This window comes from Oscillibacter sp., assembly GCF_032060045.1.
In the GTDB taxonomy this organism is placed as follows: domain Bacteria; phylum Bacillota; class Clostridia; order Oscillospirales; family Oscillospiraceae; genus Oscillibacter.
This window is the reverse complement of record NZ_DAMBZJ010000001.1, coordinates 200,375-216,656: the sequence shown is the minus strand read 5'-3', so window position 1 is coordinate 216,656 and position 16,282 is coordinate 200,375. Positions and strand designations below refer to the sequence as shown.

The 16,282-nt window shown below is 54.1% G+C and carries 12 protein-coding genes and 3 tRNA genes; 7 read left to right on the top strand and 8 right to left on the bottom strand.

Translation table 11 applies throughout. The features are described 5' to 3' along the window. The first annotated feature begins 98 nt into the window (after positions 1–98). Positions 99–3,176, top strand: coding sequence for an AAA domain-containing protein (locus tag RT018_RS00995; RefSeq protein WP_312938659.1), 3,078 nt, complete (start codon positions 99–101; stop codon positions 3,174–3,176). A gap of 358 nt (positions 3,177–3,534) precedes the next feature. Here the strand turns inward: RT018_RS00995 and RT018_RS00990 are convergent, their stop codons facing one another. Beyond that, positions 3,535–3,741, bottom strand: a complete 207-nt coding sequence (locus RT018_RS00990) for a helix-turn-helix transcriptional regulator (RefSeq protein ID WP_294855989.1) — start codon at positions 3,739–3,741, stop codon at positions 3,535–3,537. Positions 3,742–3,901: 160 nt separating this feature from the next. On the opposite strand from RT018_RS00990, the gene RT018_RS00985 reads away from it, so the two are divergent. After that, a complete protein-coding gene (locus RT018_RS00985) occupies positions 3,902–4,303 on the top strand; it encodes a hypothetical protein (protein WP_312938658.1) in 402 nt (133 codons plus the stop codon). Between the two features lie 821 nt (positions 4,304–5,124). On the opposite strand, the gene RT018_RS00980 is transcribed toward RT018_RS00985, so the two are convergent. The 6 genes from RT018_RS00980 to RT018_RS00955 all read right to left on the bottom strand — a co-directional run bounded on the left by RT018_RS00980 (position 5,125) and on the right by RT018_RS00955 (position 9,116). Beyond that, a tRNA-Val gene (locus RT018_RS00980) sits at positions 5,125–5,201 on the bottom strand. A gap of 56 nt (positions 5,202–5,257) precedes the next feature. Beyond that, a tRNA-Glu gene (locus RT018_RS00975) sits at positions 5,258–5,332 on the bottom strand. Positions 5,333–5,384: 52 nt separating this feature from the next. Beyond that, positions 5,385–5,461, bottom strand: a tRNA-Met gene (locus tag RT018_RS00970). Positions 5,462–5,615: 154 nt separating this feature from the next. Beyond that, positions 5,616–7,241 carry a chaperonin GroEL gene (gene groL, locus RT018_RS00965; RefSeq protein ID WP_312938657.1) on the bottom strand — a complete coding sequence of 542 codons (1,626 nt, stop codon included), beginning with the start codon at positions 7,239–7,241 and terminating at the stop codon, positions 5,616–5,618. A 43-nt stretch (positions 7,242–7,284) separates the two neighbouring features. Next, a complete protein-coding gene (gene groES, locus RT018_RS00960; protein WP_294855992.1) occupies positions 7,285–7,569 on the bottom strand; it encodes a co-chaperone GroES in 285 nt (94 codons plus the stop codon). A gap of 437 nt (positions 7,570–8,006) precedes the next feature. Beyond that, positions 8,007–9,116, bottom strand: a complete 1,110-nt coding sequence (locus RT018_RS00955; protein WP_312938656.1) for a class I SAM-dependent RNA methyltransferase — start codon at positions 9,114–9,116, stop codon at positions 8,007–8,009. Between the two features lie 306 nt (positions 9,117–9,422). On the opposite strand from RT018_RS00955, the gene RT018_RS00950 reads away from it, so the two are divergent. The 5 genes from RT018_RS00950 to RT018_RS00930 all read left to right on the top strand — a co-directional run bounded on the left by RT018_RS00950 (position 9,423) and on the right by RT018_RS00930 (position 14,997). Next, positions 9,423–9,869, top strand: coding sequence for an NfeD family protein (locus RT018_RS00950; RefSeq protein WP_312938654.1), 447 nt, complete (start codon positions 9,423–9,425; stop codon positions 9,867–9,869). Beyond that, positions 9,870–10,784, top strand: a complete 915-nt coding sequence (locus RT018_RS00945; RefSeq protein WP_312938653.1) for an SPFH domain-containing protein — start codon at positions 9,870–9,872, stop codon at positions 10,782–10,784. It begins immediately after the preceding gene. Between the two features lie 332 nt (positions 10,785–11,116). Beyond that, the gene (locus RT018_RS00940) at positions 11,117–12,127 is read left to right on the top strand and encodes an XdhC/CoxI family protein (RefSeq protein ID WP_312938652.1); all 1,011 of its coding nucleotides are present in this window, start codon (positions 11,117–11,119) and stop codon (positions 12,125–12,127) included. Positions 12,128–12,177: 50 nt separating this feature from the next. After that, positions 12,178–12,684, top strand: coding sequence for a deaminase (locus RT018_RS00935; RefSeq protein WP_312938651.1), 507 nt, complete (start codon positions 12,178–12,180; stop codon positions 12,682–12,684). Between the two features lie 21 nt (positions 12,685–12,705). After that, positions 12,706–14,997, top strand: coding sequence for a polysaccharide pyruvyl transferase family protein (locus RT018_RS00930; protein ID WP_312938650.1), 2,292 nt, complete (start codon positions 12,706–12,708; stop codon positions 14,995–14,997). Between the two features lie 95 nt (positions 14,998–15,092). Here RT018_RS00930 and RT018_RS00925 read toward each other — a convergent pair. Further along, on the bottom strand, positions 15,093–16,282 hold a 1,190-nt coding region (locus tag RT018_RS00925), incomplete at its 5' end, for a TrpB-like pyridoxal phosphate-dependent enzyme (RefSeq protein ID WP_312938649.1).

Genomic DNA, 16,282 nt, shown 5'->3' with positions numbered 1-16,282 from the left:
GAAGAAAAAGTCAGGGCTTAGATACCACCGCGCCAGCGGTTTAGTGCTTTGTTTATTACACATCCATTTAAATATACCTATCCATAGCGGAGGAATAAATGATACAAAAAATATTAGATTACTGGTACGCGCTGGAATTCTTTAATCCGTGCTGGCCAGTCAAGCCGAAGCAGGATACAAACCTTCTTCGCAGCGAGCTTCCCTGGCTAAAACTGCAGAATAACCCCAAAATCAGGGTAAGTTATGATGTGTATCTCGGCAAGGCCATGTCAAATGACTTGATTGTTTGGCTGCTGGAACAGCTTGGACTTACCCCGGAAGAGACAATTATCGAAAACGACAGCTCCATTACCTGTCTGTGTGCCTTGAAAATTGATCAGGATGGACAATATGTTGCGGGCTCCTTCGCCTTATCCAGTTTTGTTTGGGCAATCGGAAGCTTGGCAAACGCCGGATCAATCGGAGCCAAATTGGATGCATCAGAACTAGATGGAATTCAGACAACAATCAACAAAAAGCTTTTGAACAACATAGAGGATGAGACGGCACCGCCGATATGCCAAAAGGAACTAAATGACATCCTTGCATTATCCCTTGAAAAGGCTATGATAGCTCCAAATCTGATTGAGGCCTCGTTATGGTCTCGAAGAAAAGAACAGTACGCCAACAAGACCGGTGAATTTCCAACTTTAGACCCTGCTACTGAATTGATGCAGAGTTTTTACCTGAAGGATTTAGTAAAAATCAAGGCTAAGACCACAGACAATGTCCGCAATTATGTGCAGGCCATGACGAATAAAGACCTAAATCGCATTCAGATCGACACGGATGTGGCAAAGATGCAGAATTGCTTGCGCGCGGAAGCGTTTCCATTGGGTGTGTGGCCATCAGAAAATAGTCCAAGCCTGATGCAGCAGATTGGGATTAATTTGGCAATTTCCGGGGAGCAAGCGATTTTTTCGGTAAATGGACCTCCGGGTACCGGAAAGACCACACTACTAAAGGAAATTGTGGCTTCCAATATTGTGCAGCGTGCCATTGTCATGGACGGATATGATACGCCTGACTGCGCATTTAAAAAAGCAGAATATCAAAATCCACCAGATCAGAATAATCAGTACTTTTTCAAATTGGACAAAAAACTATCTGCCTACGGTATCCTCGTGGCCTCCAATAATAACGCCGCAGTCGAAAATATCTCTGTGGAATTGCCCGAGGCAATTAAAGCGGATCGGACGGAACGCTTTTTCAAGATGGGTACTGAACGTGGAGTAAATACCTATTTTGCCGATTTTGCCACAAAACTTCTTAGTAAACCCGCATGGGGACTGATTTCGGTGCCTCTGGGCAAAAGATCCAACTTGAATAAGTTAAAGAAGTGCCTTTGTCAGTCCAATGACGAGGTGACGCTCAAATGTAACGATACCGACAAAATACCGGATTGGAACGAAGCGCGCCAAAATTTCCGTGTGGCATTAAAAGCGGTGCAAGAGGCCCAAAAGAAGATCGCCTTAGTACAGGCTTTACCGCAAGAGGAAGAGCGTGCCATGGAGGCACAGGAAACAGCACATAGACAGGATAGGAATGCGCGTGATACATACTCCGAACAGGAAGAGCTGTTGCTAAATAAGCAGCAGGAACTAAAAAACCTGGAACAAATGCTTGTGATGCAAGAGCAGAACGTAACCACATTGCAGGACAGGCTTTCATTTTTGAAGCGCATTTTCTGGCGTTGGTTTCCCAATAACGCGGTTTTAAAAGAATGGATTTCAGCGAGACAATCTGTTGAACAAATCCTCATTCAGGTAACACATAAGCGAGTCGATTGTCAGGCACAAGCCGATGCCGTTCAGCAAACAAAGACGCAGTGTCAAGTGTCGGGAGAGACGCTGCTGAAGGCACAACAGCGTCTAGATATTATACGGGCTGAAATTGCCCCCAACCGTGCTCGATTTGGTGAAAATTGGGTGGATGCGTCCTTTTGGAAGAATATCAGTTTAAACAAACAGTCACAATCTGCCAGTCCCTGGACGGACTCAGAATATGACAAGCTAAGGGAAGAACTGTTTTATCGGGCGTTGATGCTTCACAAGGCATTTGTGTTGTCCGGTGATTGTGTAAAGAAAAATCTGAGTCGGCTCTTTGCTTTGTGGGATGGAAAATTTTCAAAAAGTGATTGCAACACTTCTTACGGAGATTTGCTTAATACCTTAATGCTTGTGGTCCCCGTAATTTCAACCACCTTTGCATCTGTACAGACTTTCCTTGACGGTATACAAGCAAAGGAGCTTGGCCTTCTGGTAGTGGATGAAGCCGGTCAGGCAACGCCGCAAAGCGCATTAGGAGCCCTTTGGAGAACGCGTAAGGCCATTGTCGTAGGCGATCCGCTGCAGGTGGAGCCCATTGTTACAATTCCAAAGGAATTACGCAAGCGGTTCGCCGATGAATACGGTATACCGCCAGTCTATCGTCTGCCGGAACTGTCGGTGCAGATGCTGGCTGATCAGTTAAACCGGTATGGCGGAATCCGTAAGTTCAACGGAGAAGAGCGCTGGTTGGGCAGCCCTCTGATCGTACATCGTCGCTGCTTAAATCCCATGTTCAAAATTTCCGACGAGGTGGCCTATAATAAGAGGATGGTCAACAAGACCGAATTGCCGAATTCATCCCGGCGGTTTCTTTTTGAGCCGTCAGTTTGGCTGGATTGCAAGGGCGCAGAAAACGGTAATAAGGATCATGCAGTCTGGGAGCAGGTCCAACTTGCCGCGCACCTACTGGAGCAAGGTATTGAGCTCTATGGCGGATTCCCTGATCTCTATGTTATAACGCCGTTTACGTCTGTGGAGCGCGCACTGAAAAAAGCGTTCCGTTCAGTAATTGGGCAAAAATTACCCCAAGCAGATACTCAAGATGTGACTAAATGGCTTAAGGATAATTGCGGTACTATTCATACATTTCAGGGCAAGGAAGCGGCTGAGGTCCTGCTGGTGTTAGGCTGCGATGCGCAAAGCGGTCGAGGCGCGGCACACTGGGTGGGACAGAAACCTAATATTATCAATGTTGCTGTTTCCCGTGCAAAATATCGGCTGGCAATTATCGGAGACTGCGAACTATGGAAACACATTCCCTATGTACAGGTTGCATACACGCATTTGACGCAAAAAGGTCCCACATAAACGCGGCAAAAATTATGCTTTTCTATTTCATTAAATGTGACTTGGGACCTATCATCGGTAAAGGCGGATGCCGCTATTTATCGTGTTTGCGCCACTTTGCCCGCGTATAAGGGACAATATAAGGTACATAACAAACAATAGTGACCTAATCTTTTGTTATGTTCATAAGATCCTATTTAAGAAAACTGCCAAGTCAATTAGACTCTGCGTAAAGTTCGAGATTTCTAGAAGCTCAGAAGGCGGCCATCGGGATAATGTTCCCGGAGGCCGCCTTAATTGTGCTCTGATACAGAATGTTGGATTCAAAAGAGAAGAAGAAAAGCCTTGCCGGCGCGTGAGCGCCGTGACACGTATGCTGTTATCCCTCCACGTACTCCATCAGATCGCCCGGTTGGCAGCGTAGTAGGCGGCAGAGCACTGCAAGCATTTCCCAAGAAACAGGTTCGTTTAGCCTCAATTTTTGGAGCGTAGCTTCCCCCATAATCTTTTCTTTGCGAATGCGATAAGTGGAATAGCCCGCATTCTTCAGGGCCTGAACTATATCTTTTTTGTAAATAATAGGCATGTCTTCCCTCCATTCAGCGCTTACTATATCACATATATACACAGCAATCAAGTGTATAAAACTAATAATTTCTCACGTAAAAATTGTACGGTGCGTGCATTGAGATACACTTAACTTCGGTGTATAATTAAAGCATAGAAGAGCGCATAGAATAAAAAACTTGTACAAATATCACGGCACTGTATTTAGCTTTAGCTATGAGGACAATGGGTATAAGACAATCGCCGACATTGTTCTGGGCGAAATCTCGGATAGAGAGAAGCCCCCGGTTCGCCTGACCGCGCACGGTGCACTGGCCGGCTACATCAACAACATTGAAATGACCGATGCCGAGGAACGGTACATTCAGTCCGACTGGTACTATGACAGCAACCTGTTTCTTGATCGCATTGAGGTTCCCAACAGTGGGCACATTCCGGCAAAGGTCATCACGCAGGCAGACTTCCTTTCCGACGATCTGTGCATCTTTGGGCCACCGAGCTACATTGAAACGGATTCTCCGGAGCCGATAAACAATGAGCAGTACACCGCATGGCACAGACATCGCGCAGAGCATTGCTAGGCCGAATTATGAAAACAACTCTTTTGTGCCTGATCGGCGCAGGCACGGCGACCGCCTGGCTATTCCGCTTACTGGATATAATCGACCAACCGAACAGAGGAAAACGCAAAATATAAGGCTGTTAACCCTTAACCGAAGGGCAACAAGGTAGGGAAGATTTTTCCCCAGATTCATTTTTAATTCCATATATTTCTTGCCTTTTTCCTTTGGTGGCGTTAGAATGACAGGGTGCTAAGAAGCACATACGGTTATCACGCTGAGGAAGCGTCTTTGAAAAGATTGCTTCGGCCAATGGTCCCGTCGGCGTTTTAACATAACTGTTTGGGGTAAAGCAAAAGGCCCTCCCCATACGGAGAGAACCCTTTACCTCAAACTACCCTGCACCTTGAAAAACTCCAAAGCGCTTTATCTGATAATAGCTGGTGACACAGCTATTGTCCACAATTATAAAAAAGTTTCTGTGCGAAAGCGCATTCTTTTTGATTGTGCCAAGAATGCTTTGGCCATAACAGCGAAGAATTTGAACAAGACAATCGACGGGCTGTACCGAGAGGACGGCCAGCACTAGGAACGACGCCACGCGAGACGCAACGATTCCTCCAGGGCCACGATCACCCTTGCCGGGTAGGAGCCTAAGAAGCTGCAATGAAACGCCGATTGATAATGATACTTCCTCACGGCCCCGCACGGACTTGACGGGGAGGCTGCATCCGTGTGCAGTCCTATGCGCCATCACTATGGCGGTTTCTTCGCTGTTTTTCTCTTGAATACGAATCCGAGACAAAGGCACAACCTTTTGTACCTTTGTCTGAGATCCAGTGTGGTGGAGACTGGGAGACTCGAACTCTCGACCTCCTGCGTGTGAAGCAGGCGCTCTAACCAGCTGAGCTAAGCCTCCACATCAAATATTCAATTTTTACACCTGATGACTGAAATCTTCCAGTCAAATAGGTTTGGTGACCCGTACGGGATTCGAACCCATGTTACAGCCGTGAAAGGGCCGTGTCTTAACCACTTGACCAACGGGCCATATCAACTTTTCGGAAACCCCCACGGGACACGGCGTGTCCCGTGGGAATTCTGGTAGCGGCACCTGGATTCGAACCGGGGACACTGCGGGTATGAACCGCATGCTCTAGCCAACTGAGCTATGCCGCCAAATCTGCACGCCTGTGTGGCGGGCGAGGATTACTATACCAGATAACGCCCGTTTTTGTCAATAGGTTTTCGGGAAAATCTCTCAAAAAATATCTGTTTTTGTAGAAGGGGATTCGCCGGGGGCGTGAAAGCGCCCCCGGCGAAAGAATTTATCTTAGTACATGCCGCCCATATCGGGTGCGGCGGGAGCGGGAGCAGGAGGCTCGGGCTTGTCGGCGACCAGTGACTCGGTAGTCAGCACCATGGAAGCCACACTGGCGGCATTCTCCAGAGCAGAGCGCGTCACCTTTGCGGGGTCGATGATCCCGGCAGTGACCATATCACAGTACTCTTCCTTATAGGCGTCAAAGCCATAGCCCGCCTTGCCGGAATCCCGGACTTTCTCCAGAATCACGGAGCCGTCCAGTCCGGCGTTGGCCGCGATCTGGCGGATGGGAGCTTCCAGTGCCTTGGCAATCAGGCGTACGCCGGTCTTCTCGTCGCCCTCCACTGTGGAGATCAAAGCCTCCACGGCGGAAATAACGTTGATGAAGATGGTGCCGCCGCCGGCGACCACGCCCTCTTCAACAGCCGCGCGGGTAGCATTTAGAGCATCCTCCATGCGGAGCTTCTTTTCCTTCATCTCCGTCTCGGTGGCTGCGCCGACCTTCACGACGGCAACGCCGCCAGCCAGCTTTGCCAGACGCTCCTGAAGCTTCTCTTTGTCATACTCAGAGGTGGTGTTGCCAATCTGGGCGCGAATCTGGCCCACACGGTCCTTGATGGCCTGGCTGTCGCCCGCGCCATCCACGATGGTGGTGTTTTCCTTGGTGACCTTCACCTGGCGGGCACGTCCCAGCATATCCAGCGTGGCAGTCTTCAGCTCCAGACCCACCTCTTCGGACACCACAGTGCCGCCGGTGAGGACGGCAATGTCCTGCAGCATTTCCTTGCGGCGATCGCCGAAGCCGGGCGCCTTAACGCACACCACGTTCAGCGTGCCCCGCAGACGGTTCACGATCAGGGTGCTCAGGGCCTCGCCCTCCACGTCCTCAGCCACGATCAGCAACTTCTTGCCGGACTGGACCAGTTGCTCCAGCAGGGGCAGAATGTCGGTAATAACAGAGATCTTCTTATCGGTAATGAGGATGTAGGCATCGTCGATATTGGCCTCCATCTTCTCAGTGTCGGTGCACATATAGGGGGTGATGTAGCCCCGGTCAAACTGCATACCCTCCACGACTTCGCTGTAAGTCTCGGCGGTCTTGGACTCCTCAATGGTAATCACGCCGTCGGCAGAAACCTTGTCCATAGCGTCAGCAATCAGCTTGCCGATTTCCTCGTCGCCGGAGGAGACGGCGCCCACGCGGGCAATATCCTTGGTGCCGTCCACCTTCTTGGACTGCTTCTTGATCTCAGCCACGGCAACTTCCACAGCCTTTGCCATGCCCTTGCGCACCACGATGGGGTTCGCTCCGGCAGCCAGATTCTTCAGGCCCTCGGAAATCATGGCCTGCGCCAGAAGGGTTGCGGTGGTAGTGCCGTCGCCGGCCACATCGTTGGTCTTGGTGGAGACTTCCTTCACCAGCTGTGCGCCCATGTTCTCAAAGGGATCGGGCAACTCAATTTCCTTGGCGATGGTCACGCCGTCGTTGGTAATCAGGGGTGCGCCGTACTTCTTGTCCAGCACCACGTTGCGGCCCTTGGGGCCCAGAGTGACCTTGACGGTATCGGCCAGAGTGTCCACGCCGGCCTGCAGCGCCTTGCGGGCATCCTCGCCGCGCATAATCAGTTTAGACATATTGCATTACCTCCAAATTTAAGAAGTTGTTTTTGAGACTGCTTTAGTCCACGATGGCCAGAATCTCACTCTGGCGCACCACGGTATACTCCTCGTCTTCCAGCGTAACCTTGCTTCCGGCATACTGGCTGGTGATCACCTTGTCGCCGACCTTCACGGTCATGACCACGTCCTTGCCGTCCACGTTGCCGCCAGGGCCCACGGAAATCACTTCAGCCACGGAGGGCTTCTCCTTGGCGGAGCCGGTGAGAATGATGCCGCCCTTGGTCGTCTCCTCGGCTTCCACCATCTTTAGGATGACACGGTCTGCAAGCGGTGTGAGTTTCATAAAAACTGCCTCCTTCAATATATTAAAAAATTTATAAAATCAGCGTTAGCACTCAATCATCCCGAGTGCTAACGGTGCTATCATAGTACATCCCCGTCCGTTTGTAAAGGGGGTATGGAGGGAAAATCTGTGAAAATTTTGTAAACTTCCCCGTAGAGCGGCGGAAAACGCTCCGCCGGGCAAAATCGGCAGGAGTTTGCAGCACGGCATGTCATGAAAGCGTCTGCGCAGCATACTTTAAATAAAAAGACCGACCGGCGCGGCGCACCCGACGGATACCCTGATTTAAATGGGTCATTTTTTCGGAGGAGAAGCTTTAGGAGCGTATCTCTGCGGGAGAAATCACCCTTGTCCCACACGATTGCACATGAGCAAACAGTCTCCGGCGTTAAAAACGCCGGAGACTGTAATACGTTTTGTATTATTATGACGAAAAATCACTTTCCGTACATAAATAAATCGCATTTTAGCATTCCGTTGTAGAGCTTGCGCTTTTTGTCGGCCTGCTTGCCAAACGACCGCTCAAACTCCGTATGGGACGAAAGCACCAGCACCCGCCACTTGGGCGGCAAGTCCCGGCAGGCCGCGCCGAAGACGCGGTACAGCGCCTCGGCCTCGCTGTGCTCCATCAGCCGCTCGCCGTAGGGTGGGTTGGTGACCAGTTGGCCGTATTCGCTGTCCCGGTGAAATTTTGATGCGTCGGCCACTTCAAAGCGAACGCAGTCCTCCACCCCAGCAAGCTCCGCATTGTGCCGCGCCAGTTCCACCGCCGCTGGGTCAACGTCCCCGCCCCAGATGTCGTAAGTCCCGTGGAACTCGCGGTCCCGCGCCTCCTGCGCCGCGTCCAGCCAAAGCTTTGCGTCCATGTTTTTCCACTTTTGGGCGGAAAAGCTGCGATTCAGACCCGGGGCACGGTTTTTTGCGATAAGCGCCGCCTCGATGGGGATGGTACCGGAGCCGCAGAATGGGTCACAGAAGGGGTCCCGCCCACGGTAGCGGGACAGAGTCACCAGTGCCGCCGCCAGCGTTTCCCGCAGCGGCGCAACCACGCCCTGTGCCCGATAGCCTCGCTTGTACAGGCCCTCGCCCGAGGTATCCAGATACACGGTGGCCACATCCCGCACGATGGCGAACTGAAGCTGATAACGGCTTCCCGTCTCTGGCAGCGTCTCTATTCCATATTTCTCTCCCAACCGCTTGGCAGAGGCTTTTTTTACAATCGCCTGACAGGCAGGGACTGAGTGGAGCTGGGAATTCAAGGAATACCCCTTTACAGGAAATTCTCCGTCCTTGGGGATATAATCTTCCCACGGCAGTGCGTAAACGCCCTGAAACAGAGCTTCAAAATCCTTGGCAGGAAAACTGCCCAGCTCCATCAAAACCCGCGCTCCGCAGCGCAGATTCATATTCAGCCGGGCTATGTCCGCCTGAGTTCCCAGACAGTGGACCCGGCCATTCTCCGCCCGGACCTCCTGCAAATTTAACCGTTTCATTTCGTCCGCCACCAGACTTTCCAGTCCGAACAGGCAGGGTACCGTCAGCGTCATGGGCTGCGCCTCCTTTAAGTGTTTAAAATATTTGAATTACTATACCAGATATTTAAAAAATGTGCAACGCGGCGAATTTAAAAATTCCGGACCATCTGAAAAAATCGCAGTCAAGCTGAAACTTTTCCTCCTCTTTGTCCGTCTGATTTATAAAAATGTTTTATTTTCGGGTCTATCCCAGAATCAACCGCTCTGCGGGGCTGGTATTTTTCCCGAACATGTGATATAATGAGCGTATGAAATATAAAGCATTTCTTTTTTATCGATTTCACCCCCATCGAATGCTTTCCAAAGGAGGTTTTTTTAATGATGATTTGGATTTGGCTGGGTGCCATTGTGCTCTTCGGTGTGGCGGAAGCCGTCACTGCGGGGCTGGTGTCCATCTGGTTCGTGGCGGGATCGCTGGCCGCGCTGATTGCAGCGATGCTGAGCATATCTGTGCCCGTGCAGTTTGCGCTTTTTCTTGTCATATCTGCCGCCGCGCTGGCGGCCACCCGCCCGCTGGTGCGGAAAATGCGGGCAGGCAAGGCCACTCCCACCAATCTGGACCGGGTGATCGGCCAGACGGGCAAGGTGACGGAAATCGTGGACAACGAAAACTCCAGCGGCGCCGTCTATGTGGACGGCAAGACCTGGACGGCCCGCAGCACTGACGGAATGGTTTTCCCTGTGGGCAGTCTTGTAACCGTGTCCAAAATGGAGGGTGTTAAACTCTTTGTGGAGAAAAATAAAATTTTGGAAGGAGTTAAATAAATGCCTATTCAGATTCAAAGCATTGCCCTGATTATTCTGGTGGTCCTCATTCTACTGCTGATCGTCAGCAACATTGTCATTGTCCAGCAATCCAAAGCCTATGTGGTGGAGAGGTTGGGCGCGTTCCGCACCGTTTGGGGCGTGGGATTACATTTCAAGCTTCCCTTTTTCGAGCGGATTGCAAAGCGGGTGTCCCTGAAGGAGCAGGTGGCGGATTTTGCGCCCCAGCCCGTCATCACAAAGGACAACGTCACCATGCAAATCGACACGGTTATTTACTTCCAGATCACGGATTCCAAGCTGTATACCTACGGTGTGGAGCGTCCCATGAACGCCATTGAAAACCTCACCGCCACCACCCTGCGAAACATTATCGGTGATATGGAACTGGACCAGTCCCTCACCTCCCGCGACATCATCAACACCCGGATGCGGGCCATTCTGGACGAGGCCACGGACCCTTGGGGCATTAAGGTAAACCGGGTGGAGTTGAAGAACATTCTTCCCCCCAAGGAAATTCAGAACGCCATGGAAAAGCAGATGAAGGCGGAGCGGGAGCGCCGCGAGGCCATCCTTCAGGCTGAGGGCCAGAAGCAAAGCCAGATTCTGGTTGCAGAGGGCGATAAGCAGTCTGCCATCCTGCGGGCCGACGCGGCAAAGCAGGCCGCCATCCTCCACGCCGAGGGCGAAGCGGAGGCCATTATGAAAGTCCAGCAGGCCACGGCCGACGCGCTGCGCATGCTGAACGAATCCAGCCCCAACGACCAGGTCATCAAGCTCCGGGCGCTGGAGACGATGGTGAAGGTAGCCGACGGAAAGGCCACAAAAATCATCATTCCCTCCGAAATTCAGGGTCTGGCGGGGCTTGCCGCCAGCGCAAAGGCCCTGCTGGAAGGCGAAGAGTCCACAAAGTGACCATGCACAAGGCGGAATTTCCCGCGCTTATTCCATAATCTTGACCGGGGGGCTTGCGTATTCGCAGGCCCTCCGGTTTTCCGCACTTTGTCGTGTGCGTTTCGGGGCAGACTTGATTATTTTCCGTTTTTTCATATTCAAATCGAAAAAAAGCTGATATAATAGGCAAGGACAACTGTTTCATATATTAAATTGCAACTGACCTCCCTGCGCGCACCTGTCGCGCAATGGAGGACGCATGCGATGAACCTGTGAAGCAAATTGACTGTACAGCGGCCAAGTACCCTGCGGTACACTTGCCGGACTGCATAAAAACGAAACGGAGGCGCTTTATGCTGGAGTTTTGGAACGCGCTGATCCACGGACTGGAGAGCGGGCAGCCCGTTTGCCTGATTAGCCTTTTATCCTCCGCCGGGTCCACGCCCCGGGGTGCGGGAGCCATGATGGCGGTGCTGCCGGACGGGAGTTCCGCCGGAACCATCGGCGGCGGCAACGTGGAGTTTGAAGCACAGAAGCTGGCGTCCGAGATTTTGAAATCCGGCGAGGACCAGCGGCGGGACTACCGCTTTATTCAGGGCAGCGACCACAGCCTTGGGATGATCTGCGGCGGCGACGTAACTGTTCAGCTCCACTATATTTCTCCACAGGACGAGGCGGCAAAAGCTGCTTTTCGCACGCTTAAGGAGGCCTATGCCGGGGGGCAGGACGCATGGCTGGCCCTGCGGCTGAACGGCAACTGTGTGGCGGAGGTCCGCGCACTCTCCGGGGCGGATGCAACCGATCCCTTGCTTGCCCCCCTGCTGAGGGACGGGCCTATGCTGACGGATGGCGGCTGGTTCTCCGTACCCGTGTCCCAAGCCGGGTGGGTCCACATCTTCGGCGCGGGACACGTGTCCCGGGCGCTGGTGTCCGCGTTGTATCCTCTAGGCTTTCGCTGCGCGGTCTACGACGACCGGTCTGAATTTGCCGACCCTGCGTTTCTGCCCACAGCTCAGCAGGTTCAGGTATGCGACTTTGAACGGCTAGATATTTCCGTTACCCCCCGCGACTATGTGATTGTGATGACCCGGGGGCACAACGCGGACTACGAGGTGCTGTCTCAAACCTTGTGCTCCAGCGCGCGGTACATCGGCTGCATCGGAAGCAGGCAAAAGCTGGCGCTGTGCCGAAAGCGCCTGTTGGACGCGGGCTTTACGGCGGAGGAATACGCCGTGCTTCACGCGCCCATTGGCCTTCCCATTGGGGCGCAGACGCCGGAGGAAATTGCCGTCTCCGTGGCAGCGGAACTGATTGCCGTCCGCGCTGGGCTGGACCTTCCGCGGCAGGCGGAATCCGTTCTTTAAGAAAGCTTCTTCAATCTCGGCGAAAGCGCCGCACTTCACGGAGGACATCTATGAATCGTATCAGCAAGGAAAATTACTATCTGGACATCGCGGAGACTGTTTTGGAGCGGGCTACCTGCCTGCGCCGGGTATACGGAGCCATCATCGTAAAAAACGATGAGATTATTTCCACCGGCTACAACGGCGCGCCCAGGGGCAGGAAGAACTGTGTCGACATGGGCTACTGCACCCGCGAGGCGGCAAAGGTCCCCCGGGGCGAGCGGTACGAGCTGTGCCGCAGCGTCCACGCCGAGGCCAACGCCATCATCTCCGCCTCCCGACGGGATATGGTGAGCGGAACACTATACCTTGTGGGCCGGGACGCCCGAACCGGTGAGCTTTTGGGCGACGCCACCTCCTGCTCCATGTGCCGCAGGCAGGTAATCAACGCCGGTCTTGAACGGGTAGTCATCCGGCGGACGAAAACGGAGTTTGACGTGGTTCCCGTGGAGGATTGGGTTGTCGAAGATGACTTTCCCGACTTCGGACCCATAGAGGAGCTGTGCTCTCAGCAGTAATTTCAGGAAGGAGGCCGTCACTTGAAAACGGGCCTTGTTACCTTTTTTCATATCCACCACTATGGCGCGGTGTTACAGGCCTGCGCCACGCAGCGTGCCGTGGAACAGCTTGGAAGCTCTTGCGAAATTTTCAACTACTATGTTAATCAGAATAACGACCTGTTCCGCCGCGCTGGGGGGCTTTCCTCCACCGCTGCAAACGCCCACACCGCGCTCCACTATTCCGCTATGCGCGAACGGTATCAGCGATTTGAAGACTTTGCCTTTCGCAATCTGAAGATTACGGAGCGGCGGTACGAAAGCTTTCAGGAATTGGAGCGTGCACCTGATTGCGATGTGTACCTCTCCGGCAGTGACCAAATCTGGAACCCGAAAATTTTCCCCGACGGGCGATTTGATCCAGTGTTTTTCAGCCGATTTACAGCTGGTCGGAAAATTGCCTACGCCCCCTCCTTCGGCATTCCTCACATTCCCGACGAGATGGAGGAGGAGCTGCGCCGATATCTTGATGACTTTTCTCATCTCTCCGCACGGGAGGCCCGGGGACAGGCTATCCTTCGTGAGATTGGCGGACGGGAGGCCCCCGTGGTGCTGGACCCCACGCTGCTTTTGCGGCAGGAAGACTGGGCCGCCCTTTCGGCAGAGCCGAAGCAGCTCCCCGGCTACATCCTGTGCTACTGCATCAGCGCCCCCGGACCGCTGGAGCCCTATATCCGCCGCCTCCAAGAGGAGACAGGGCTGCCCGTGGTCCAGCTTTGCGGTCTTCGGCAAAAGGTCCACCCCAAGGCGGAGTGCGTCTTTTCCGCGGGACCTGCGGAATTTCTGGGCCTGTTTCGCCACGCAGCCTATGTATGCACCAACTCTTTCCACGGAACCGTATTTTCCGTACAGTTCCAAAAGCCGTTTTTTACCGCCGTTTCTCCGGCGGAACTGGCCGCACCGGAGCAGTCCCGGATTTTTAGTCTTCTGGATCGGCTGGGCCTTGCAGACCGTATTATCGGAAAGGGCGACTCCGCCGGGCTTACGGACCCTGTGAACTGGTCCGCCGCCACCGCGCGGCTGGAAGAGGAGCGCCGGAATTCTCTCGAGTATCTCCGCGCCGCGCTGATGAACGAGCCGCTTGTTGCCCCGGAAAAGTCCGAAAGCGGCACTGATTTACCAGAGCTGGCCGCCCGAGCAGACTGCACGGGCTGCACCGGTTGCGCCTCCGTCTGCCCTAAGGACGCCATCTCCATGGAACCGGACCGGGAGGGCTTTGCCTATCCCTTGGTGGACCCCGAAAAATGCATTCACTGTGGGCGGTGCACGGCGGTCTGTCCACCGCTGCATCCGCCCAAGAGCTGTCCCCTTCCCGCGGTATTCGCCGCATGGAACCGGGACGACGTAATCCGCAAAGACTCCACCTCCGGAGGTATTTTTTCCCTCATCGCGGCGGACACGTTGGAAAGCGGGGGCGTGGTGTTCGGCGCGGCGCTGGACGACAAGCAACGCCTTCGGCACATCGCCTGCTTTTCAGTGGAGGATTTACGCTATCTCCGGGGAGCCAAATACGTACAGAGCGACCTGCAGGGCGTATTCCGAGAGATTCGGGAACTTTTAAAGTCTCGTCCCGTTCTTTTCTCCGGCACTCCCTGCCAGGTGGACGGACTGTATCACTTTCTGGGCCACCGCCCGGAAAATCTCACCACTTGCGACGTGGTGTGCCAAGGCGTTCCCTCCCCCGGTGTGTGGGCGGACATGGTTCGCTCCATTGAAAGCCGCAGACGGCGCTCGCTGCAAACCGTGCGCTTTCGCAACAAGGTGGCTGGCTGGAAGAATAGCCACTTTACCCTGCTTTATAAAGATGGGTCGGCGGATTCCGCTCCCCTGTTCCAGACAGAATGGGGCCGGGCGTTTGGGCGGGCGCTGTTCCTGCGGCCCTGCTGCCACCGGTGCACCTATACCTCTTTGTCCCGGACGGGGGACTTTACCCTTGGCGACTTCTGGGGCCTGCGGCCCGACGAGCTTAGCGATCAGCAGGAAAAGGGCGTGTCTCTCCTGATTGTGAACACGGCTCACGCCAGCCATATTTTTGACCGTCTCCCCCTTGGGCGGCAACCCTTCTCGCCGGAACGAGCCGTGGCAGGAAATCCCCGGTTGGCCTCCCCCATCGCCCAGCCTGCGGACCGGGCAGCGTTTTTCGCGGCCTATGCCCTGCAGCCTTTTGACCAGGTACGCCGTAAATTCCTCCACCTGCCGTCTTTGCCAGTGCGAATTGCCGCCGGAGTTCTCAGCCCGGAGGCAAAGGCAAAAATCAAGTCCAAGCTGAAATAACGCGCGCAAAGTCCGAAGCAGTGCCGGCTTTCAACCGGGCATCAGAAATAAATCACAGCCCCTGCGCGGCGAAAGCCGCGCAGGGGCTAAACTAATTATTCTTGAATCCCCGGCAGCTTGGGAATGTGGGAAAAGCCACGAGCCAGATCCTCTTCGGTAGGGATGTAATCGGTCATGCTGCCGTCGTGATAGGACATATACGCCGCCATGTCAAAGTACCCGGTTCCGGTGAGTCCGAAGACTATGGTTTTGGCTTCCCCCGCTTCTTTGCACCGGAGCGCTTCGTCAATGGCGGCCCGGATAGCATGTGCAGACTCCGGCGCGGGCAGCGTGCCCTCCACCTTTGCGAACAGCTTGGCGGCTTCAAAGACCTTGGTTTGCGTGACGGAGCGGGCCTCGTCTAGAAATCCGTCGTGATAGAGCTGGGAGAGAATGGGGCTCATGCCGTGGTAGCGCAGTCCACCCGCGTGGTTTGGCGCCGGGATAAAGCCGCAGCCCAGCGTATACATCTTGGCCAGAGGCGTGACTTTTCCCGTGTCGCAGAAATCATAGGCAAACCGGCCCCGGGTCAGGGAGGGGCAGGAGGCGGGCTCCACCGCAATAAAATACGGAGCCTGCTTCCCGGTCAGCTTATCGGCCATGAAGGGAGCCATCAAACCACCAAGGTTGGAACCGCCGCCCGCGCAGCCGATAAGAATGTCGGGGTATTCGTCCAGTTTTTCAAGGGCCGCCTTTGTCTCCAGTCCAATTATGGACTGATGTAGCAGCACCTGATTTAAAACACTTCCCAGCACGTAGCGATAGCCCTCGGTGGTGGTGGCCTTCTCCACCGCCTCGGAAATGGCAGTGCCAAGGCTTCCGGAGGTGCCCGGAAATTCCTCCAGCATCCGGCGGCCCACCTCTGTGGTGTTTGAAGGAGAAGGGATGACCGACGCGTCATAGGTCTCCATCACGGCCTTGCGATAGGGTTTCTGCTCCGCCGAACCCTTGACCATAAAGACCTTCAAGTCCAGCCCAAAATAGCCGCAGGCCATGGACAGGGCGGTGCCCCACTGTCCGGCGCCGGTCTCGGTGGTGACGCCCCTGAGACCCTGCTCCTTGGCGTAATATGCCTGCGCGATGGCGGAGTTCAGTTTGTGGCTGCCACTGGTGTTGCCGCCCTCGTACTTATAGTAAATCTTCGCCGGAGTGTCCAGCGCTTTTTCCAAACAGTAGGCCCGCATCAGCGGAGAGGGGCGGTACATCTTGTAAAAATCACGGACCACCTCGGGGATGTCGATGAAAC